The organism is Janthinobacterium sp. GW460-12-1-14-LB5 (assembly GCF_059423585.1).
This window is the reverse complement of the sequence record NZ_JBWKYD010000001.1, coordinates 363158-384231: the sequence shown is the minus strand read 5'-3', so window position 1 is coordinate 384231 and position 21074 is coordinate 363158. Positions and strand designations below refer to the sequence as shown.

General features: G+C 65.1%; 18 protein-coding genes. 3 read left to right on the top strand and 15 right to left on the bottom strand.

What is annotated here, in order from left to right; all coding sequences use genetic code 11:
* Nucleotides 1–68: 68 nt before the first annotated feature.
* From AC07X6_RS01785 to AC07X6_RS01765, 5 genes are read right to left on the bottom strand one after another with little or no spacing between them, the layout of a single operon-like run.
* Complete coding sequence (locus tag AC07X6_RS01785) at nt 69–1370, bottom strand: dihydroorotase (RefSeq protein ID WP_494789872.1); 1302 nt, start codon at nt 1368–1370, stop codon at nt 69–71.
* Between the two features lie 24 nt (nt 1371–1394).
* Nucleotides 1395–2360 carry an aspartate carbamoyltransferase catalytic subunit gene (locus AC07X6_RS01780; protein ID WP_034746695.1) on the bottom strand — a complete coding sequence of 322 codons (966 nt, stop codon included), beginning with the start codon at nt 2358–2360 and terminating at the stop codon, nt 1395–1397.
* Complete coding sequence (gene pyrR / locus AC07X6_RS01775) at nt 2353–2877, bottom strand: bifunctional pyr operon transcriptional regulator/uracil phosphoribosyltransferase PyrR (protein ID WP_494789871.1); 525 nt, start codon at nt 2875–2877, stop codon at nt 2353–2355. Before pyrR ends, AC07X6_RS01780 begins: the two co-directional genes overlap by 8 nt.
* Before the next feature lie 39 nt (nt 2878–2916).
* Nucleotides 2917–3300, bottom strand: a complete 384-nt coding sequence (gene ruvX / locus AC07X6_RS01770) for a Holliday junction resolvase RuvX (RefSeq protein WP_494789891.1) — start codon at nt 3298–3300, stop codon at nt 2917–2919.
* Nucleotides 3301–3311: 11 nt separating this feature from the next.
* Nucleotides 3312–3914 (bottom strand): YqgE/AlgH family protein, encoded by a 603-nt coding sequence (locus AC07X6_RS01765; protein WP_077408478.1) that lies wholly within the window; start codon nt 3912–3914, stop codon nt 3312–3314.
* 386 nt (nt 3915–4300) lie between these two features.
* Here AC07X6_RS01765 and AC07X6_RS01760 point away from each other — a divergent pair, with 386 nt between their 5' ends.
* The gene (locus AC07X6_RS01760; RefSeq protein ID WP_494789870.1) at nt 4301–5764 is read left to right on the top strand and encodes a cryptochrome/photolyase family protein; all 1464 of its coding nucleotides are present in this window, start codon (nt 4301–4303) and stop codon (nt 5762–5764) included.
* A gap of 1 nt (nt 5765) precedes the next feature.
* Here AC07X6_RS01760 and AC07X6_RS01755 read toward each other — a convergent pair whose 3' ends face one another.
* From AC07X6_RS01755 to AC07X6_RS01730, 6 genes are all read right to left on the bottom strand, one after another.
* Nucleotides 5766–11039, bottom strand: a complete 5274-nt coding sequence (locus AC07X6_RS01755; protein WP_494789869.1) for an Hpt domain-containing protein — start codon at nt 11037–11039, stop codon at nt 5766–5768.
* A gap of 41 nt (nt 11040–11080) precedes the next feature.
* Entirely contained in the window at nt 11081–13318 is a 2238-nt protein-coding gene (locus tag AC07X6_RS01750; protein ID WP_494789868.1) for a methyl-accepting chemotaxis protein, read from the bottom strand.
* Nucleotides 13318–13899, bottom strand: coding sequence for a chemotaxis protein CheW (locus AC07X6_RS01745; protein ID WP_494789867.1), 582 nt, complete (start codon nt 13897–13899; stop codon nt 13318–13320). Before AC07X6_RS01745 ends, AC07X6_RS01750 begins: the two co-directional genes overlap by 1 nt.
* Nucleotides 13900–13961: 62 nt before the next feature.
* Nucleotides 13962–14327 carry a response regulator transcription factor gene (locus tag AC07X6_RS01740; RefSeq protein ID WP_070222135.1) on the bottom strand — a complete coding sequence of 122 codons (366 nt, stop codon included), beginning with the start codon at nt 14325–14327 and terminating at the stop codon, nt 13962–13964.
* Between the two features lie 36 nt (nt 14328–14363).
* Complete coding sequence (locus tag AC07X6_RS01735) at nt 14364–14786, bottom strand: response regulator (protein ID WP_494789866.1); 423 nt, start codon at nt 14784–14786, stop codon at nt 14364–14366.
* Nucleotides 14787–14870: 84 nt separating this feature from the next.
* Entirely contained in the window at nt 14871–15023 is a 153-nt protein-coding gene (locus tag AC07X6_RS01730) for a rubredoxin (protein ID WP_010401308.1), read from the bottom strand.
* 96 nt (nt 15024–15119) lie between these two features.
* Here AC07X6_RS01730 and thiD point away from each other — a divergent pair, with 96 nt between their 5' ends.
* Together thiD and hemL are read left to right on the top strand one after the other, a co-directional pair.
* Entirely contained in the window at nt 15120–15977 is an 858-nt protein-coding gene (thiD, locus tag AC07X6_RS01725; protein ID WP_354670243.1) for a bifunctional hydroxymethylpyrimidine kinase/phosphomethylpyrimidine kinase, read from the top strand.
* Nucleotides 15978–16036: 59 nt separating this feature from the next.
* Nucleotides 16037–17326 (top strand): glutamate-1-semialdehyde 2,1-aminomutase, encoded by a 1290-nt coding sequence (gene hemL, locus AC07X6_RS01720; RefSeq protein ID WP_494789865.1) that lies wholly within the window; start codon nt 16037–16039, stop codon nt 17324–17326.
* Between the two features lie 5 nt (nt 17327–17331).
* On the opposite strand, the gene AC07X6_RS01715 is transcribed toward hemL, so the two are convergent.
* The 4 genes from AC07X6_RS01715 to aroE form a co-directional block, all read right to left on the bottom strand.
* Nucleotides 17332–18048, bottom strand: a complete 717-nt coding sequence (locus AC07X6_RS01715; RefSeq protein ID WP_494789864.1) for an HAD family hydrolase — start codon at nt 18046–18048, stop codon at nt 17332–17334.
* A gap of 285 nt (nt 18049–18333) precedes the next feature.
* The gene (corA, locus tag AC07X6_RS01710; RefSeq protein WP_034746658.1) at nt 18334–19299 is read right to left on the bottom strand and encodes a magnesium/cobalt transporter CorA; all 966 of its coding nucleotides are present in this window, start codon (nt 19297–19299) and stop codon (nt 18334–18336) included.
* Nucleotides 19300–19521: 222 nt separating this feature from the next.
* A complete protein-coding gene (gene mtgA, locus AC07X6_RS01705) occupies nt 19522–20262 on the bottom strand; it encodes a monofunctional biosynthetic peptidoglycan transglycosylase (RefSeq protein ID WP_474295519.1) in 741 nt (246 codons plus the stop codon).
* Nucleotides 20244–21071, bottom strand: coding sequence for a shikimate dehydrogenase (gene aroE, locus AC07X6_RS01700; protein WP_494789863.1), 828 nt, complete (start codon nt 21069–21071; stop codon nt 20244–20246). The genes mtgA and aroE overlap by 19 nt, the downstream gene beginning before the upstream one ends.
* Nucleotides 21072–21074: the final 3 nt, after the last annotated feature.

Sequence of the window (21074 nt, the reverse complement as noted above, 5' to 3'; positions counted from 1 at the left end):
AAAATCTGGGGTCAGACCCGGCGGGACTGACCCCGGCTTCGACACCTTCGCTGGTGCACTAGCTGCAATTAGCGCTGAAACGCCACCTGTCCAGCCACGATGGTCGCCTTGACAATGCCGCTCAGCTCATAGCCGAGGAAAGGCGTGTGCTTACCCTGGCTGGCCAGCGAGGCCGACGACACGGTCCAGCGCGCGGCGGGATCGAAGACGCAGATGTCGGCCGCTTCGCCCACGGCCAGGCTGCCGGCCGGGATGCCGGCGACACGGGCCGCATCGGAAGTGACCTTGGCCACGGCGCGCGCCAGCGGACGCTCGCCCGCTTGCGGCTGGCCCAGCGCATAGTCGTCGGCCCATTTCAGGGCCAAAGACAGCAGCAGTTCCAGGCCCGTGGCACCTGGCGACGCTTCGCCGAACGGCAGCAGTTTTTCATCGTCGTCGACGGGCGTGTGGTCCGAGCACATGGCGTCGACCGTGCCGTCGAGCAGGCCGGCACGGATTGCATCGCGGTCGCGCTGGCTGCGGAACGGCGGCGTAACGCGCGCGTTCGGGTCGAAGAAGCCGATGTCGGCGTCCGTCAGGTGCACATGGTGCACGCCCACGTCGCAGGTGACGGGCAAGCCTTCGGCCTTGGCCGCACGGATCAGTTCCAGGCCCGCTGCCGACGAGATGCGGCACAGGTGCACGCGCGCGCGGCTGGCGCGCATCAATTCAAAGATCGTGTGCAGGGCGATAGTTTCGGACATCACGGGCACGCCGGACAAGCCCAGGCGCGAGGCCAGCGGACCGCTGTGGGCGATGCCGCCACGGCCGATGTGCGGGTCTTGCGGGCGCAGCCAGACGGTGTAACCGAAGGTGTTCGCATACTGCATGGCGCGCAGCAGCACGGTGGTGTCCTCGATCGGCTCTTCGGCTTGCGCAAAGCCGATGCAGCCAGCTTCCGTCAGTTCCGCCATTTCCGTCAGCGACTTGCCCTTCAAGCCCATGGTCAGCGCGCCCAGCGGGTGCACGTGGGCCTTGTTCTGCGTCTTGGCGCGGTATTTCAGCATTTCCACCAGGCCCGGCTCATCGAGCACGGGGTCGGTGTCGGGCGGGCAGACCAGGCTCGTGACGCCGCCTTGCAGCGCTGCCTGCAGTTCCGATTCCAGGGTTGCCTTGTATTCGTAGCCTGGCTCGCGCAGGCGCGCGGACAGGTCGACCAGGCCGGGAGAAACCACCAGGCCGGCCGCGTCAAAGGTGGTGTCGGCCTTGAAGCCGGCCGGGGCGCTGCCCACGGCCAGCACCTTGCCATCGGCGATAAACAGGTCTTGCAAGCCATCGATGCCATTGGCAGGGTCGATCAGGTGGCCGTTCTTGATATGTAGTGTCGTCATGCTCGCTTACTCGTCCTTGGGCTATCAGCCCTGATTACCAGCCAAAATACTCATCACCGCCATGCGCACGGCGATACCGAACGTCACCTGCGGCAGGATCACCGCCTGCGGACCGTCGGCCACGGCCGAATCGATTTCCACGCCGCGGTTCATCGGGCCCGGATGCATGACGATGGCGTCCGGTTTCGCCAGCGCCAGGCGCTCGGGCGTGAGGCCATAGCTCTTGAAGTATTCCTGCGCCGACGGCAACAGCGCGCCGCTCATGCGTTCATTCTGCAGGCGCAGCATGATGATCACGTCCACGCCTTTCAAGCCTTCATCCATGTTGGTGAAGGTGCGCACGCCCATCTGTTCCAGGCCGCCCGGCAGCAGGGTGTGCGGGCCGATGGCGCGCACTTCAGGTACGCCCAGGGTGGTCAGCGCGTGGATGTCGGAGCGGGCCACGCGGCTGTGCAGGATGTCGCCCACAATGGCCACCGTCAGGTTCGTGAAATCCTTCTTGTAGTGGCGGATCGTGTACATGTCGAGCAAGCCCTGGGTGGGGTGCGCGTGGCGTCCGTCGCCCGCGTTGACCACGTGGACGTGCGGCTGCTTGGTGTCGATCAGGTGCTTGGCAATCAGGTAGGGCGCGCCCGACTGCGCGTGACGCACGACGAACATGTCGGCATGCATGGCCGACAGGTTGTCGATGGTGTCGAGCAGGGACTCGCCCTTGCTGGCCGACGAAGCCTGGATGTTCAGGTTGATGACGTCGGCCGACAAACGCTTCGAGGCGATTTCGAAGGTGGTGCGGGTGCGCGTGGAGTTTTCAAAGAACAGGTTGAAAACGCTTTTGCCGCGCATCAGCGGCACCTTTTTCACGTCGCGGTCGGAAATGCCGACGAACGAGGAAGCCGTGTCGAGGATGTGGTTGACGATAGACTTCGGCAAGCCTTCGATCGTCAACAGATGTTGCAGTTCGCCGTGTTTATTCAGTTGCGGATTAAGCATGGTGGGTATCTATGGTGAGCGTGAATTTTCCATCGTCGGCTTGCTTCAGAACCAGGGCCTGGCCCGCCGGCACGGCAGTGAAGGCGGCCACGAAATCGGCGGCCACCGGCAGCTGGCGTTCGCCGCGGTCGACCAAGGCGGCCAGCATGATCTTGGCCGGGCGGCCATAGTCGAACAGTTCATTGATGGCCGCGCGCGTGGTGCGGCCCGTGTACAGCACGTCGTCGACCAGCAGGATGGTGGCGCCGGCCACGTCGAAGCTGATTTGCGTCGGCTTGACGTCGGCATGCAGGCCCTTCTGGGCGAAGTCATCGCGGTAGAACGAGACGTCGAGCACGCCCAGGCGGTCGAGCAGGTTCAGGTCGCGCGCCAGGCGCTCCGCCAGCCAGGCGCCGCCCGAATGGATGCCGACGATGGCGACGTTGGGGATGCCCGCCAGGCCGCTGCGCACCTGCTGCAGCAAATCTGCATACAGGGCCTCGGCGTCGAGTTGGGAAGGATTCGCAGGATGCGGCATAGAGTTCTTAATCATTCAGGAAGGGAGTCTAGGGTCAGATTAATAATTCGCGTCGAAATACTGTTGCAGGATGATGGCGGCGGCGCGGTCGTCGATGACTTCACCGCGCCTGGCGGCAATCACGGCCGAGGAATAGCGCTCGTCGACCAGTTCCACGGGCAGGTTGAAGCGGCCATGCACCTGGTTGGCGAAACGCCGGCAGCGCGCGCTCATCTCGTGCTCCGTGCCGTCCGGGTGGCTGGGCAAGCCCACCACGATGCGGCTGGCGCCCCACTCCTTGATCAGGCTGGCGATGGCGGCGAACTTCGGCTCGTTCGCCGTGGCCGTGATCACGCTGAGCGGCTTGGCCTGGCAAATCATGCTATTGCCGATGGCCACGCCAATGCGTTTCAAGCCAAAATCGAAGGCGAGGATGGTGTCGATGGCGTCACCGCTCATGCGTGGCCAGCCTCGCTCGCCAGCATGAGGGGATCGATGCCCAGCAACTTGATGGCCGCCACGTAGCGCTGCTCGATGGGGAAATCGAACAGGATGTCGGCCGAGGCGCCTACCGTCAGCCAGCCGTTGCGGCCGATCTCGTCTTCCAGCTGGCCCGGGCTCCAGCCCGAGTAGCCGATCGAGACGAGCATGCGCTCGGGACCATCACCCTTGGCGACGGCTTCGAGCACGTCGATCGAGGTGGTAAACGCCACTTCATCGGTCACCGTCAGCGACGAGGAATAGCGCGCGCCCGGCGTATGCAGCACGAAGCCGCGGTCGTCCTGCACCGGGCCGCCGAACATGATCGGCTCGTTGATGATGGGCGTGTCGCTGCCGGCCGCCAGTTTCAGGTCGATGCGGTCGAACAGCACTTCCATGGTCATGTCGGTGGGCTTGTTGATGACGACGCCCAGCACGCCGTTTTCATTGTGTTCGCACACGTACACGACCGTGCCACCGAAGATCGGATCTTGCATGGCCGGCATCGCAATCAGGAAATGGTTGGCCAGATTCAGGGTGGAGGAACCGGTTGCGGCCGGTTCTCCCATCCCCTGCATCAGACGATGTCCTGGTAGAGTCTGGTCGATTTTACTCTTTTTCATACGCGATGCTCTCTCTGTGGGCTTGCTGGCAAGTCTCGCTTACCCCGCTATCGTACGCCTGGCGCAAGCGACCGCACATCCTGGGCGGCGCGCACCGTGTTGCCAAGCGTTATTCTTGTTATGTTGTAAATTAATGATCAATTCGCCATGCCTGCGGGTGCGTTTCAATGCCAATTGTAAAATTGATTGCAAAACCGCTGTCGCACATAAAGCACCACGAACATACCCGGTAGTTTACACTGAATTGCCACCGCAGCGACGCCAAAGGCACGACGCGAGCGGCCATAAAGCCCTGTTGGCGGCAAAAAATCGCCTATCTTTGACCCTGAACATGCGAAATAATGACAATCAAGACTTCCCTGGTGTGGTTCCGGCGCGATCTGCGCGCGTTTGACCATGCTGCACTGCATCACGCCCTGCGCCAGAGCCAGGCCGTGCATTGCGTCTTCGTGTACGACACCGCCATCCTGGCAACGCTGCCGCACCGCGACCGGCGGGTCGACTTCATCCATGCCAGCGTGGCCGAGCTGGCTCATGAGCTGCGCCAACTGGGTGGCGACCTGATCGTGCTGCACGCGGACGCGGCCGAGGCAATCTCGCGCCTGGCCGCCGAATTGAACGCCGACGCCGTCTTTGCCAACCATGACTACGAGCCGCAAGCGATCGCCCGCGACGCCACGGTGGCCGCCGCGCTCACGCGCGACGCGCGCCTGTGGTTCAGCTTCAAGGACCAGGTAATCTTTGAAAAGGACGAGGTGCTGACCCTCTCGCAAAAACCCTACACCGTCTACACGCCGTACAAGAATGCCTGGCTGAAGAAAATGCGCGCCGAACCCGGCTGCCTGGCGCCGTTCGATATCGAACCGCACGCGGCCAGCCTGGCGCCGCCGCGCAATGGCACGCCGGCGCCCCTGCCCAGCTTGGGCGAGCTGGGGTTCGAGGCCAGCAACCTGGCCGCACTGGCCATTCCCACCGGCATGTCGGGCGCCAGCACGCTGTTCGAGGACTTTTTGCCGCGCGTGGCCCGCTATGACGTGGCGCGCGATTTCCCCGCCTTGAAGGGGCCGTCGTATCTGTCCATGCATCTGCGTTTCGGCACCGTGTCGCTGCGCTATCTGGTGCGCACCGTGGTCGACCTGATGGACCGGGGCGGCGGCGGCGATGGCGCGCCCGTGTGGCTGGCCGAACTGATCTGGCGCGATTTCTACGCCATGATCCTGTACCAGAACCCGCACGTGGCAGGCGGCGCCTTCAAACCGGCCTACGACGCCATCGCCTGGGAAACGGGACCCGAGGCCGATGCCGCCTTTGCCGCCTGGTGCGAGGGCCGCACCGGCTATCCGCTGGTGGACGCGGCCATGGCGCAGCTGAACCAGACGGGCTATATGCACAACCGCCTGCGCATGATCACTGCCTGCTTCCTGATCAAGGATCTGGGCATCGACTGGCGCCGCGGCGAAGCGTATTTCGCCCTGCACCTGAACGACTTCGACCTGGCGTCGAACAACGGCGGCTGGCAGTGGGCTTCGTCGTCCGGCTGCGATGCCCAGCCCTACTTCCGCATCTTCAATCCCATCACGCAATCGGAAAAATTCGATGCGGGCGGGCGCTTCATCCGCCGCTACCTGCCGCAGCTCAAGGCGCTGGGCGACAAGGAAATCCACGCGCCCTGGCTGGTGCCGCGCATGCTGCTCGAGCAAAAAAACATCGTGCTGGGGCGCGACTATCCGGAGCCGCTGGTGCAGCACGACGAGGCGCGCAAGGAGACGCTGGAACGCTATGCAGTAGTCAAGGCGGTAGCGTAGATCAGGCGCCCGCCAGCAAGCGCCCCACCTCCGCCAGCAATTCCTCTTCCTGGAACGGCTTGCCGAAATACGCATTCACGCCCAGTTCAAAGGCATGCGCGCGGTGCTTGTCGGCGCTGCGCGAGGTGATCATGATGACGGGAATGGTACGCGTCTTGTCGTCGCTGCGCACATTGCGCGTCAAATCAAAACCGTCCATGCGCGGCATTTCCACGTCGACCAGCAGCAGGGCCGGCATGGCAGCCGCTTCCAGCGCGTGCAATTGCTCCAGCGCGTCGAGGCCATCCTTGGCCAGCAGCACCTGGTAGCCTTCGCGCTCGAACAAACGCTGCATCACGCGGCGCACCGTCAGCGAATCGTCGACCACCATCACGCGCACGGCAGGCGCGGCCAGCGCACTGGTAGCCGCATGCTGCTCGCTGCTGGCCAGCGCATACTGCGACAGCAGTTCCGGATTGTGTTCCAGGTGCTGCGCCAGCGCCACGGGGTTCAGGATCAGCACGATGTCGCCCGTGCCCAGCACCGTGGCGCCGGCGATGCCCGGCATGCGCGCCAGCTGCGCCCCCACATGCTTGACCACGACCTCGCGATTGCCCACCACGTCATCGACCTGCAAGGCCAGCCTGTCATTGCCATTCCTGAGCAGCAGCACGGGAGCATGACGCTGCGTGGCTTGCGCCGCCGGCGTCTCGCCCAGCATGGCCGACAGGTGGTGCAGCGCCAGCGACTGCCCGTGCGACTCGACGCGGCCGGCCGCCCGCACCTGCTCCAGCTGTTCGCCTTTCAGATGCAGCACCTGCTCGACCAGCACCGATGGCAAGGCATACGTCTTGCCGTTCGCCGCCAGCAGCACCACTTGCGTGACGGCCAGGGTCAGCGGCAGGTGGATGGTGAAGCGCATGCCCAGGCCCGCCTGCGTCAGCGTTTCCACGCGCCCGCCCAGGGCCAGCGCCTCGGAGCGCACGATGTCCATGCCAACACCGCGTCCGGCCAGTTCCGTCAGGCTGTCGGCGGTGGAAAAACCGGGCGTAAAAATCAGTTCGGCCGCCTGCGCGTCGGACAATGGCGCGTCCGTCGCCACCAGGCCGGCGCCGTGCGCCTTGGCGCGGATGCGTTCCAGGTCCAGCCCCGCGCCATCGTCGGAAAAGGCGATCGCCACTTCATTGCCCTGCTGGCTGACCTGCACCAGCAGCTCGCCCGTCTCGCTCTTGCCGGCGGCCAGGCGCGTATCGCGCGGCTCGACGCCGTGCACGATGGCGTTGCGCAGCAGGTGTTCGAAGGGCGCCGCCATGCGTTCGAGCACGCTGCGGTCGATTTCCACGCCGCCGCCGCGGATGTCGAGGTTGACACGCTTGTCGACTTCCTTGGCGCTTTGCCGCGCCACGCGGAACAGGCGTTCGGCGATGCTGGCAAACGGCACCATGCGGATCTGCATCAGGTCGCGCTGCAGCTCGCGCGTCAGCCGCGCCTGCAGCACCAGGTCGTCCGTCACCGCATCGACGCTGTGGCTGAGGTTTTCGTGGAACGAGGCCACGTCGTTGACGCTTTCAGCCATCATGCGCGTGAGTTCCTGCAGGCGCGTAAAACGGTCGAATTCGAGCGGGTCGAATTCGCGCTCGCTGCCGACGGCCATGCGCGAGGCGATCTGCGATTCGGCCTGCATTTCCACTTCGCGCAGCTGGCGCCGCAGGCGCGCCAGGTTGTCGGAAAATTCAGACAGCGAAGCGCCCAGCACGCCGACTTCATTTTCCATCTTCGAGCGCGTGATCGACACTTCGCCGGCCTGGTTCACCAGACGGTCGAGGATATCAGCGCGCACGCGCACCAGCGCCGCCTTCGGTTCGGCCACCGGCGTGTCTTCCATGCCCGGCAAGGGCAGCAACGGTTGCTGCAACTGCTCGAACAGGTGCAGCGCATGGTCGTAATGGGCCAGCAATTCCTCGAAAGCTTGCGGCGTGGCGGTACCGGCGTGCAGCATGTTTTCGATATGCGTCTCGATTTCATGCGCATGCTGGCCCAGGCGCATGGCGCCGGCCATGCGCGCGCTACCCTTGACGGTGTGCAGGGTGCGCAGCAGCATCTGCGCCTGGCCGCTGTCGTGCGGCTGCTGCTGCCAGCTGCGCAGCGCTTCGCCGATCTGCGGCAGCAGGTCGGCGCCCTCTTCCAGGAAGACGGACAATAAATCGAGGTCGAGTTCATCGCTGATACCGGCGCTCGCGGCCAGCAGCGCGGCTGCATCGGCCGGCATGATGGCGGGCGCCGGCGCTTCCGGCGCCGCGTGCTCCAATGGCGGCGCGTGCTCGAAGCCGGCATCGAACAGGTCGTCGCTGGCGCCGGCATCAGCTGCCGGCAAGGCGGCAGCCTCCTGCTGCTGCAGCGCGTCGGCGACTATGCTTGCATACGTCGCCTCGAACAGGGTTTCGAGCTGCGGCACAGGGAGCTCGGAGAGCAATTCGGACGGCTGCGCGGGCGCGCCGACGATGCTGGCGTAAGCGGCCGCAAACAGGGCGTCGAGCCGCTCTTCCCGGCTCTCGCCGGGCGGCGCCGTCAAGGTGCGCCACAGGGTGTTGAGCGCTTCGATCATGTCCGGCTGCGTTGGCGCCAGGTCGCCCAGCGCGAACGCCTGCAGCATTTGTCCAATGCGCTGCGTGGCCTGCTCCAGCACGTCGTGCTGTTCAGCGCGCAGGCCGGCCAGCGGCGGCACCACCGTTTCGATCACCGTTTCCAGCGCGTGCGCCAGGTCGCGCAGGGACTGGAAGCCCACCGTGCCCGACGTCCCCGCCAGGGTGTGCACGGCTTGCAGCGCCTCCGCGCTGACGGCGCGCTGTTCATGGCGCCATTCGCCGAAGTCGCGCGTGAGCACGCGCAGCAATTCATCCGTCTCGGCCAGGTAGATGTTGTACAAGGGAAGGCTGATGCGCAGTTCGCCCACGTGCTTGAGGTGATCGTCAGGCGCTTCGTGCAGCGCGGGCGCCGTGGCCAACGGAAGTCCGATCACATTACCATTGCCGGCCAGCGGCGTGGCCGGACGCGGCTTGCGCAGTTCGAACGGCCCGCCTTCGCGCACGCGCTCTGCCGCCGCCAGCAGCATGCCGGCCTCGCGCTCGCGCCCCGCGCCGCCTTCCAGTTCGGCCACCCATTCGCTGAGCTGGTACCAGCCGTAATTGAGCAAGGTAAACAGATCGTCGCTGACGGGGCGCGCTTCGGCCAGCCAGGTATTCATGACGCGCTCGATGGCGCCGGCCGCTTCGGCAAACTGCGCCAGGCCGATCATGCGGCCGCTGCCTTTCAGGGTGTGGAACGAGCGGCGCAGCATGGCCAGATGGTCGCCGCTGGCGGCCTGCTCGCGCGGCAAGGCCAAGGTGGTGTCGACAAAGGCCAGCACTTCGCGCGCTTCGGCGATGAAGATGTCGAGCATTTCCGCGTCGACGTCGGTCACTGCCGGCACGGCATCCATGCCGGCGGGCGCGGCGGGCGCCAGGGCCTGGTCGAGCAAGGGCACAGGCACGGCGCCGGCGGCGGCGACTTTTTCAAAGGGCAGGGCGCGGAAAGTACCGGCGACCGCATCGAAATGAAAACGCCCGCTGGCCGCTTGCGCGTTGCGGCCCAGCATATCGACAAAAAAGCCCAGCGCACTGACATTCTGCGCGATCTCGTCGAGCGCCTCGGCGTGTGACTCCGCCTTGGCGTCTGCATTGGCATCGCCACCGGCCAGCTGCCGCACGGCCGCATCGACCTGCAGCACGGCGGCGCGCGCGTCGTCCTGTCCCAGCCCGGCCAACTGCCGCTGCAACTGCTCCAGCACGGGCGCGACGCCATCGAGTGCCCCCGCCCTCCCCGCACCCGCTGCATCCGCGTAATAGGCGTTGAGCACCTTTTCCACCTGGCGCAGTCCCGTCTTCATGTCCTCGGCCAGCGCGGCCACGGTCTGCCCCTGCTCGATCTGGCGCGACAGCTCGCCCGCCGTGACGGGCGGCGGCGCATCGCCAGCCAGCAGCGCCTGCAGGCGCGCGGCGATGGTTTCCGCATTGCCGGCGAAATCGTCGGGCAGGCGGCGCAGCTGCTCCAGGCCAGTGTCGGCAAACAGCAGCGCCATGCCGATTTCATTTTCCAGGGCCGCGCTGCGCCCGCTGGCAACGGCTTGCCGCGCCACGGCCGCGCATTCGCGCAACAGGCTGGCCAGGGCCGGCTGCTTCAGGGTCTCCACGTGTGCCGCCACCGCTTGCAGCGATGCGTCAAACTCCGTGCCCAGGACTGGATCGAGGTCGGCTTGCGCCAGGCGGCTCCAGCTGGTGCGCGCCCGCGCCAGGGCCGTGCGCGCGCCTTGCAAGGCATCCTGGTCGACCTGGCCGTAGCGCCGCGTTTCCACGTCGGCGGGCAGCATGCCGTCCAGCGCGAAGGCGGCGCGCAGCTGGCATGCCTCCGGCGTCGGCTCGCGTGCGGCGGCGATGAAGAACAGGGCGTCGCGCAGCATCGCTTCGGGCAGGCTGGCCGTCCCCTGCGCCAGGCGGCGCAATTGCAGATTGATCAGGCCGAACAACTGTTTGACGTTGAGCGTGCCCATGCCCTCTCCGCTGGCCGCCAGCCCCGCGAACGCCTGCATGGCGAACCAGAAGGTGCGCGCCGGCCCTTCCTGCTGCGCGTCGGCCACCAGGGTCAAGGTGGCGTGCAGCTCGCCCGCGTGCTGGCGCCGCGCCGCATCATCCTGCGCCTTCAGGAAAGGCAGCAGGGATTTTTCAAAGCGTCCGCGCCAGGCAGGATAGTCCGCCACGGGCGGCGTGTCGGCCAGCGCGATGGCCTGCCCTTCCAGCATCGATGAAGGCGGAAAAAACAGGTCGGCCGGGTGGATGCGCTCGGCGCCCAGCAGGGTTTGCAGGTCGCGGTAATAGGGGAACAAGCGCGCCGGCTGCGGCGGCGTGCCGGCCACCAGGTCTTCCAGGTATTCGGTTAATGCCTGATACAGCCCGGCGACGATCTGTGCATGGTCCAGCGTGTATTCCAGGCTGCCGTCGCGAAAGCGCGCCAGCGCCTGCTCCGCGCCGTCCGTCAGCAGGCTGGCGCCGGCCACGTCCACCATCACCAGCGCGCCATGCGCCTGGTGCAGGTGCGAGCGCGCGTGCTGCAGGGCCGTGGCGCGTTCCTCGCGCTCGCGACCGCCTGCCTCGAACAGGGCTGTTTTGGAGCGGCCCAGGGCTTCGCGGATTTCCACCATCACCCACGACAAAGGTTCGCTGTCGAACGGCTTGGACTGCTGTGGACTATCTGGTGTGCTCATGCATGCCTCGGTAAGGAAATCGCCCTGGACTGGCGCGGCGTTCAGGCGGCGACGCGGAAGCGCGACACCGAATTTTTCAGTTCCTGCGCCAGCATCGACAGCTTATGGATCGATTGCGCCGTTTGCTGCGTGCCATCCTGGGTCTGCTCCGTCACGCTCAGGATATGCTGGATATTCAAGGCCACGCCGCTGGCCGAACCGGCCTGCGTGCCGGTGGCGAACGAGATGCCCTGGATCAGTTCGGCCAGGTGTTTCGACACCTGGCTGATGTCGTTCAAGGCCGCACCGGCCGCATCGGACAGGTGCGCACCCTCGACCACGCCCTGCGTGGACTTTTCCATCGCGCGGGTGGCGTCCTGGGTATCGGCCTGGATGGTGCGCACCAGCGCGCCGATCTGCTTGGCGGCGGCGGCCGAACGTTCGGCCAGGCGCTGCACTTCCTCGGCGACGACGGAAAAGCCGCGCCCCGCCTCGCCGGCCGATGCGGCCTGGATGGCGGCGTTCAGCGCCAGCACGTTGGTCTGCTCGGTGATGTCGGAAATGAGCTCGGTGATTTCGCCGATTTCCTGCGACGATTCGCCCAGGCGCTTGATGCGCTTGGACGTATCCTGGATCTGCTCGCGGATTTCATGCATGCCCTTGATGGCGTTTTCCACCGCCGTCGAGCCCTGCTGCGCCGCCGCCACCGACTGGCGCGCCACGTCGGCCGAGACGCTGGCCGACTTCGACACGTCGGTAATCGCATTGGCCATCTTGACGACGGTAGCGCTGACGCCCTGGATTTCGCGCGACTGCTGCTGCGATGCGATCAGCAGCTTGCTGGAGATGCTTTGCGCCTGCGTCGAGGCGCGGTTGACCTGTTCGGCCGTCGCCGTCACCCTCCCCACCAGGCCGCGCAACTCCTCGACCGTGTAGTTGACGGAATCGGCGATGGCGCCCGTGATGTCTTCAGACACGGTGGCCTGCACCGTCAGGTCGCCGTCCGCGACCTTCTGCAATTCGTTCATCAGGCGCAGGATGGCCGCCTGGTTCTGCTCATTCTTGGCCTTGGCCTGCTCCTCCTTTTCCTGCGACAGCAGGCGCTGGATTTCCGCTTCCTGGCGCCGCCGCTCGGCGTCGCGGGTGCGGTTGACGGAGTCCTGCAGCAGCACGCGGCCAATGCCGGCCGCCGCGATCAGCGTCAGCAAGACGCCGCCGACCATCAGCCAGAAGGCGAAGCCCAGGGTTTCCTGGTTCACGTGGTACATCTGCTGCAGCAGGGTCAAGCGCTGGCGCAGGTCCTCGTTCTCGTTGAAGATCAGCTGTTCGGCGCTTTTCGCCGAACTGAACTTGTCGAGCCGGTCGAGTATCGACGACACCAGCTTCTGGTAACTATCAAAAGTGGCTTTCAGCGCCACCAGCCGGTCACGCAGTTCGGCGTCGCGCGTGGGCGCCAGTTGCAGCGACACGCTGCCATTCAACAGGCCTTCGACGGCGGTGCGGAAATACGTCGTGTCGCGCCCCAGCGAAAACGCCGTTTCCGAGCTGATGCTGCCTGACGACAGGAATTCGCTGGCGCTGCGGCTCATGCGCTGGCTCAGCATCATCAGGCGGCCGATGACGGCCAGGTCGCGCGCATTGCCGCCGCGCTGCACCTTCAGCGCCGCGATTTCCTCGGTCTGCGCCAGCAGCGCCGGCGACAACGCGTTCAACTGCTGCAAGGTCTTGTCGAATTCGCCCAGTTCCGTTTTCAGGCGCAGGATGGTGCTGGCCGCGCGGTCGCTGCTGGCCCACTTCTTGCGCGCGTCGGCCACGGCCGCCAGCAGGGCGGAACGCGACTCGCCGATATCGCGCCCGTGATACGTCCCGCCGCGCAGCATCAGGCGGAAATCCTGATTCAGTTCATTGCGGCTTTCCTCGAGCTGGCGGAACGCTTCCGGATTGCCTTGCACGGCGTTCGGCGCGGCCTTGCCGAGGCGCTGCGAATGCATCAGCGCATCGCTGGCCAGCTGCGTCTGCGCCGAGGCGATATTGCCGCTGCGCGTATTGAGGCCGACGAACAGCAGACTGGCGGCCAGGCTCAGGGCCATCACCGTCGACAGGATGCTCAGCTGCTTTTGCAGTGGAAAATGGCCGATCAGCGGCAGCTTCCAGTCCCCGGCCGGCGCGCTGGCCAGCGACTTGCGCCGTCCCAGCGCGTCGCGCAGGCGCAGCGGCAGGTCGGCTGCCGATGCCGGCTCGCCGGGCGGGTGCTGCGCTTCGGGCATGCCGGCCGCCAGGATAGGAGAATGGGCGCCCATCAGCAAATGTCCTTGTGGAGGGCCGCGCCGCCAAAGCCGGCATCGAGGAAGCGTTCCGCTTGCGCCAGCTGCGCCAGGTCCAGGCGCAGCCACTGCTGTCCTTCGCTGTCGCGCAGCGTTTGCGCCGCCCACGATGGGAGCACATCCTGCGGTGCATCCGGCAAGGAGACGGACTGCATCGCGCGCAGTTGGCGCAAGCCCAGCACGCGCTCGACCAGCAGTGCGCAGTTCAGACCCAGGCGTGGAGAAAACGTGATGATGCGGCAGTGATTGCCGGGCGCGCAAGCCGGTTCGCCCATGTAGCGGGCCAGGTCGACGACCCCCGTCAGGCGTCCGCGCATGGCCGCCAGGCCCAGGTACCAGTCCTGTGCCAGCGGCACGCCCTGGATCTGCACGCCGGCGGCAATGACGATTTCACCGAGCTGCGTCAGGTCGAGCAGGCAGGGGCGGCCGCCGAGCATCACGCCCAGTTCCTTGCGCGCCGCCAGCGCGCCGCTGCGTGCTGCCTGTATCCGCTCGATCAATTGCAGCTGATACTGGCGCAAGCGCCCCTGCCGCGCGCCCGTTTCGAGGGATGGCATGGCGGCAGCGGCAGGTGGAAAGGCCGCTGTGGACACGCCGTGACCTGGCATCGTGTGCATTCTCAGGAGAGCGCGGCGATCTTGGCCAGCAGCTCGGCTTCCACCACCGGCTTGACCAGGTAATCGCGCGCGCCCTGGCGCAAGCCCCAGATGCGGTCCGTTTCCTGGCTCTTGCTGGAGCAGATAATCACCGGCACGTCCTGCAGTTCGGGATCGCGCGCGATGGCGCGCGTGATCTGGAAGCCATTCGCACCGGGCATCACCACGTCCATCAGGATCAGGTCGGGCCTGGCCTCTTTGAGTTGCGCCAGCGCGTCGGCGCCGTCCTGCGCCGTGAGGACGGCATAACCAGCGCGCACCAGCATCTCGCTCAGGTAGTAGCGTTCTGTCGGCGAGTCATCGACGATCAGAATTGTGTGTATGGCCATCTGCTTCCTTGCTGCGTTGTCAATCAATAAAAACACTTACTCAAAATGCCCTGCCAGGTGCAGCCGCACGGCCTCCAGCAGCGCCTCGCGCGCCAGCGGCTTGGCCAGGCAGGCGCTGGCGCCCGCCATGGCGCCGCGCGCGCGGTCGAACAAGCCTTCCTTCGACGACAGCATCAGCACCGGCGTGGCGTGATATGCCGCGCTGGCCTTGATCAGGGCACAGGTGCGGTAGCCGTCCAGGCGCGGCATCACGATGTCGCACACGATCAGCGCCGGCTGGCAGTCGGCGATCTTGGCCAGGGCCTCGAAGCCGTTTTCCGCCACCACCACGCAATAACCGGCCTCGCGCAGTATCTTCGCGGCCGCGCTGCGTATCGTCGCACTGTCGTCGATGACGAGTATCGTGGCGCTGGCGCACACGGCATCGGACGGCGCCTCGGGCGGGAAAGGTCGCGTCATGTGATTATTCGACAATCTTTCATACCATAGCACAGGCGGCCGCGATACCAGCGTGCGGCAGCGGCATCCGGTGGATCGGATTGATTACAGCGCCACCATCTCGAAATCATCCTTGCGCGCACCGCATTCAGGACAGGTCCAGTTCATCGGAACATCGGCCCAACGCGTGCCCGGAGCGATGTCTTCGTCGGGCAGGCCGGCCGCTTCATCATAAACCCAGCCGCAAATAAGACACATCCACGTTTGGAATTGCTGCGTTGTTTCGTTGCTACTCACGTTCTGCCACCCTTCAATCAAGTAAAATGCTGAATTAGGTATCTTAATCTACCCGCCGTGCAAAACCAAACTTCTCCCCTCATATTAAGCTTCGGCGTGTCCGATCCGGTCGGCGCGATCGGTATCCAGGCCGATCTGGCCACGTTTTCAGCCTTCGGCTGCCACGGCCTGTCCGTCACCACGGGCCTGCTGATCAGCGACACGGCGCGCGTCGAAGACGTGCAGGCGGTCGACCCGGACTGGGTTTCCGACCAGGCGCGCGTGCTGCTGGAAGACATGTCCGTCGCCGCCATCAAGATCGGCGCGCTGGGCAGCGTGGAAAACGTCACGGCCATCGCCGAAATCGTCTCCGACTATCCGAACGTGCCGCTGATCCTCGATCCCTTCATCTCGGCGCTGCCGGAACAGGGCATGGACGACGAGGACATCCTCACCGCCGTGCGCCAACTGCTGATCCCGCAAACGACACTGCTGGTGCTCTCGCCGGTGGAGCTGGAGCGCCTGGCCGAGACCTGGCGCGACGCCGATCCGGACGACACCCTGCAAAACGACGTCGACTACCTGGTGGCGCTGGGCTGCGAATACGTGCTCGTCACCGGCATGCCGGCCGACGCCAGCAAGTCCGGTACGGGCGAAGGCAAGTTGCGCGCCAATACCCTGTTCGGCGAGGATGGCGTGGTGCGCCACGACGAATGGCAGCACCTGCCGGGCATCTTCAACGGCGCCGGCAGCACCCTGTCGGCGGCGGCCACAGCCCTGCTGGCCCTGGCGGAAAACGAAGACGATGTGCCGCAGGTGGTCGTGGCGGCGCAGGAATTTACTACCGGCGCGCTGGCCCACGCGCAGCGCCACGGCATGGGCAAGCTGGTGCCGAACCGGCTGTTCCGGCAGCAGCGCCAGCGCGGCGCCCAATAATCCCGTCCAGACAAACACAGACGACACAGACAACGATCCACTTTCAAGGCACGATTATCATGACGACGACTTCACAGAACGACATCCTGTTTGCCCGCGCACAAAAAACCACGCCAGGCGGCGTCAATTCGCCCGTGCGCGCCTTCCGCTCCGTCGGCGGCACGCCGCGCTTCATCACGCGCGCCGAAGGCCCGTATTTCTGGGATGCGGACGGCAAGCGCTATATCGACTACATCGGCTCCTGGGGCCCGGCCATCGTCGGCCACGCCCACCCGGAAGTGGTGAAAGCGGTGCAGGATGCGGCCGCGCTGGGCCTGTCGTTCGGCGCGCCGACCGAAGGCGAAGTGCTGATGGCAGAGGAAATCACGCGCCTGGTGCCGTCGATCGAGCAGGTGCGCCTGGTGTCGTCGGGCACGGAAGCGACCATGAGCGCCCTGCGCCTGGCGCGCGGCGCCACGGGACGCGACAAGATCGTCAAGTTCGAAGGCTGCTACCACGGCCACGCCGATTCGCTGCTGGTGAAAGCGGGCAGCGGCCTGCTCACCTTCGGCAACCCGACCTCGGCCGGCGTGCCGGAAGATTTCGTGAAGCACACCCTGGTGCTCGACTATAACAATGTGGAGCAGCTGAAGGACGCCTTCGACAGCTTCGGCGCGGAAATCGCCTGCGTCATCGTCGAACCGGTGGCCGGCAACATGAACCTGGTGAAAGCCACGCCGGCATTCCTGCAGGCGATGCGCGAGCTGTGCACGCAGCACGGCGCCCTGCTCATTTTCGATGAAGTCATGTGCGGCTTGCGCGTGGCCCTGGGCGGCGCGCAGGCGCTGTACGGCATCCAGCCCGACCTCACCGCGCTGGGCAAGGTGATCGGCGGCGGCATGCCGGTGGCGGCCTTCGGCGGCAGCGCGGCGCTGATGCACCATATGGCGCCGCTGGGCGCCGTCTACCAGGCCGGCACCTTGTCGGGCAACCCGGTCGCCGTGGCGGCCGGCATGGCCACCTTGAAACTGATCCAGCAGCCCGGCTTCTATGAACAGCTGGGCGCCACGGCCAAGCGCCTGGCCGAAGGCTTGACCACCGCCGCCAAGGAGGCCGGCGTGGTCTTCTGCGCCGACTACATCGGCGGCATGTTCGGCATCTACTTCAGCGCAACGCCACCGACCAGCTACGCGGAAATGATGGCGGGCGACCGCAGCAAGTTCAACGCCTTCTTCCACGCCATGCTGGACGAAGGCGTGTACTTCGCGCCAGCCGCTTTCGAGGCGGGCTTCGTCTCGGCGCAGCACGACGATGCCGTCATCGACGCCACCATCGCTGCCGCGCGCAAGGTGTTCGCCACCCTCGCTTAAACGTTTTACACTGCCGCGGTGTCCATCACCGCGGCCACCAGCGCCGGCAAACTGGCCATGTCGTTGAACACGACATGCGCGCCGGCCGCTTTCAACCTATCTTCCTGGCCGGCGGCGATATGCCCGCCGCCGATGAATCCCAATACCGTCATGCCCGCCGCCACGGCGGCCGTCACGCCCGTGACGCTGTCTTCCAGCACCAGGCACTGGCTTGGCGGCACGCCAAACGCGCTTGCTGCCGCCAGGTAGACGCCCGGATGCGGCTTGGCGTGGCCCACCAGGTCCGGCGTGAAGACGCGGCGCTCGAACAGGGGCGCCATACCAGTGCGCTCAAGCGCCGACAGCACGCGCGCGCTGACGCTGTTTGAGGCCACGGCCTTGGGCAGCGGAATGGCGGCCAGCGCCTGCGCCACGCCGGGCACGGCGCGCAATTGCGCGTCGCAAGCCGCATCGACGGCGTTGCCAATGGCCATGATCTCGTCAGCCGGCAATTGCGGCAAGCCCAGTTCCTTGTAGATATCCTGCATCAGCGGCACCAGTCGCTGCCCCAGGCGCGGCTCGATCAAGCCTTGCACGGTGACGCCCTCGGGCAGGTTCGGCAGGCGCGGCCCCAGCAATTCCAGCAGCGCTTGCAGGGCCACGGCTTCGCTGTCGATCAGTACGCCATCGCAGTCGCTGATCAAATGGGTAAAGCGCGGTGGGGCGGTAGCGGTATCAGGCATGGATTCTCCAGAAGAACAACGGTGGCAGGAAATGCGGCGGCCAGCCGGCAAGGCTGGCATCGCAACGATCATAGGTGGAACAGGCGGACGCTGCCACGCAGAAAACGTCTGAATGACGATACTATTCTGCAAAAGGCAGACTACGGGGAAAAGAATCGGGCGCCAGGCAAGCGCCTAAGCGCAAATACCAATTCAATACCACGCAATACCAATGATTATCGCTGATTTTTGAAATTGCTGCGCTCGCCTTGAAACCGGGACGCAGGAGCGCCCCGGCGAGACCGTTTATTTCAGCCAGCCGCGGTGGCGGAAATACAGGAAGGGCGCGATGGCGCTGGTGATCATCAGGCCCCACGCCCATGGATAGCCGAACGACCATTCCAGCTCCGGCATCAGCTTGAAGTTCATGCCGTACACGCTGGCGATCAGGGTGGGCGGCAGGAAGGCCACGCTGGCCACTGAGAAGATCTTGATGATCTTGTTCTGGTTGATGTTGATGAAACCGACGGTGGCATCCATCAGGAAGTTGATCTTATCAAACAGGAAAGACGTGTGACCGTCCAGCGATTCGATGTCGCGCAAGATCTGCCGCGCTTCCTCGAACTGCTCGGAATTGAGCAAGCGGCCGCGCATCAGGAAACTCACGGCGCGGCGCGTATCCATCATGTTGCGGCGGATACGGCCATTCAAATCTTCCTCGTGGGCAATGGCATTCAGCGCTTCGGCCGCGTGCGCATCGGTAAATTCCTTTTGCAGCACGCGCGTGCTGACTTCTTCCAGGTTCTGGTAGATGCCTTCGAGCACGTCGGCCGAATATTCGGCATCGGTGGCGTACAGGTCGAGCAGCACGTCCATGTAGTCGGCAATCGAGCCTGGCCGCGAGCGGGCGCGCATGCGCACCAGGCGGAACACGGGCAAGTCGTCCGTATGCATGGAAAACAAAATCTTGCGGGCCAGGATGAAGGCTACCGTGATGACGCGCGACGGGCCGTCGTCTTCTTCGCGCAAGAAATCCGTGCGCAGGTGCAAGTCGCCGTTTTCCGCTTCGTAATAGCGGGCCGACGCTTCAATATCCTTGACTTCGTCTTCGCCCGGCAGGGTGACGTTGTAGATGGCCTTGACCCAGGCCCGTTCATCATCGGTGGGGTCGGTCAGGTCGACCCACACCGGTTCGGCATTTTCGAGGTCTGCGCGGCTGTCGATCGGCACCTGGTTGAGCCGGCCATTCTGTAATACAAAGACATTGATCATGCGCGCTCTCAGCCGGATGTTGGGTTATCGTGATGTGCTGGCGCTGGCGCCAAAAATGAAAACAGCGCAAGTGTACCCGCAAAGGCCTTTTCACGACCACCCCCGGCACCGCTTTTTCACGGAAAAAGTGCGGCGTTGCACCAACCGGGGCCGATTAAGATGCTGCGCCGCAATAGTGCCAATCAAACAGCTTTAATGTTATGCAAAGAAAGCCCGTTGCCATCAAGGCAGTTCCGCCGCTCCCATACGGCGCAGGATGACGCCCGTGCGCCGGTTCAGGTAACCCGTATCGCGGTGGCGGTCGTAAAAGCGGGGATTCGGCAGCATCACGGCCAGTTTCGCCGCCTGTCCCGCGCTCAGGCCCGCCGCGCTGACCTTGTAATAGTGGCGCGCGGCCGCTTCGGCGCCAAAGGTGCCCGTGCCAAATTCCACCACGTTCAGATAAATCTCGAAAATGCGCTGCTTTTCCATCAGGTTTTCCAGCATATACGTGATGATCAGTTCCTGGCCCTTGCGCACATAGCTGCGCGAACCGGACAGGAACAGGTTCTTCGCCAACTGCTGGGTGATGGTGGAGCCGCCCGCCACGACTTTCTGCTTCTTGCTGTTCTTTTCATATGCCTTTTGCAAGGCTTCCCAGTCCACGCCTTCGTGCTCGGAAAAATTCGCGTCTTCCGAGGCGATGATGGCCCGTTTCAGGTTGTTCGAGATGCGGTTGTACGGCACCCACGTCTGCTTGATCGTGGCATTCGGATTCTTTTCCTGCAAGACAGACAACTGTTCGCGCATGAAAGCCGTGCTGGACGGGTTATGGTCGACCCACCACCAGATTTGCAGGAAAAAATACAGCTGCACGACGATAAAGGCCAGCACGGGCACGATGAACAGCCACTTGATCCAGCCGTAGCGGCTGCCGCTCTTGCGGGCCCCCTTCTTGCCGCCGCTCACAGGGCACCGCGCAATTGCGCCAGCAAGTCTTGCGTCTGCGGCCGCACGCCGCGCCACACGTAAAACGCTTCGGCTGCCTGCTCCACCAGCATGCCCAGGCCGTCGCGCACCTGCGCGCCGTGCTGGGCAGCAAAGTCCATGAAGACGGTGGGCTGGGCGCCATACATCATGTCCAGCGCCAGCGTGTGGCTGCCGAAGATAGCCGGCGGCACGGGCGGCAAGTCGCCCGCCAGGCTGGCTGAGGTGGCATTGATGACGATATCGAAAACGCCATCGGGCTGCGTGAAGCCGCCGGCGCGCAGCTGCTCCGGGTGACTCAGCGCATCGGCAAACTGCGCCACCAGTGCCTCGGCCGTGGCCACGGTACGGTTGGCAATAAAAACTTCCTGCGGTCCCTGTTCCAGCAAGGGTAGCACGACGCCGCGCGCCGCCCCGCCCGCGCCCAGCAGCAGGACGCGCTTGCCGGCGATGGCCACGCCCGCGTTGCGCATGATGTCGGCCACCAGGCCCGCGCCATCGGTATTGTCGCCAAGAATGGTGTCTCCATCAAAACGCAGGGTATTGACGGCGCCGGCGGCCCTGGCCCGCGGTGTCAGGACGGTGGCCAGCGCGCACGCGTCGAGCTTGAAAGGCACCGTCACGTTCGCGCCCTTGCCACCCTCGGCGGCAAACGTGCGGGCCGCCAGGGCAAAACCGTCGAGCGGCGCCAGCCGGCGCTCATAGACGATGGGCTCGCCCGTCTGCTGGGCAAACGCGGCGTGGATCAGGGGGGACTTGCTGTGGGCGATGGGATTGCCGAAGACACAATATTGATCAGGATTCATCTC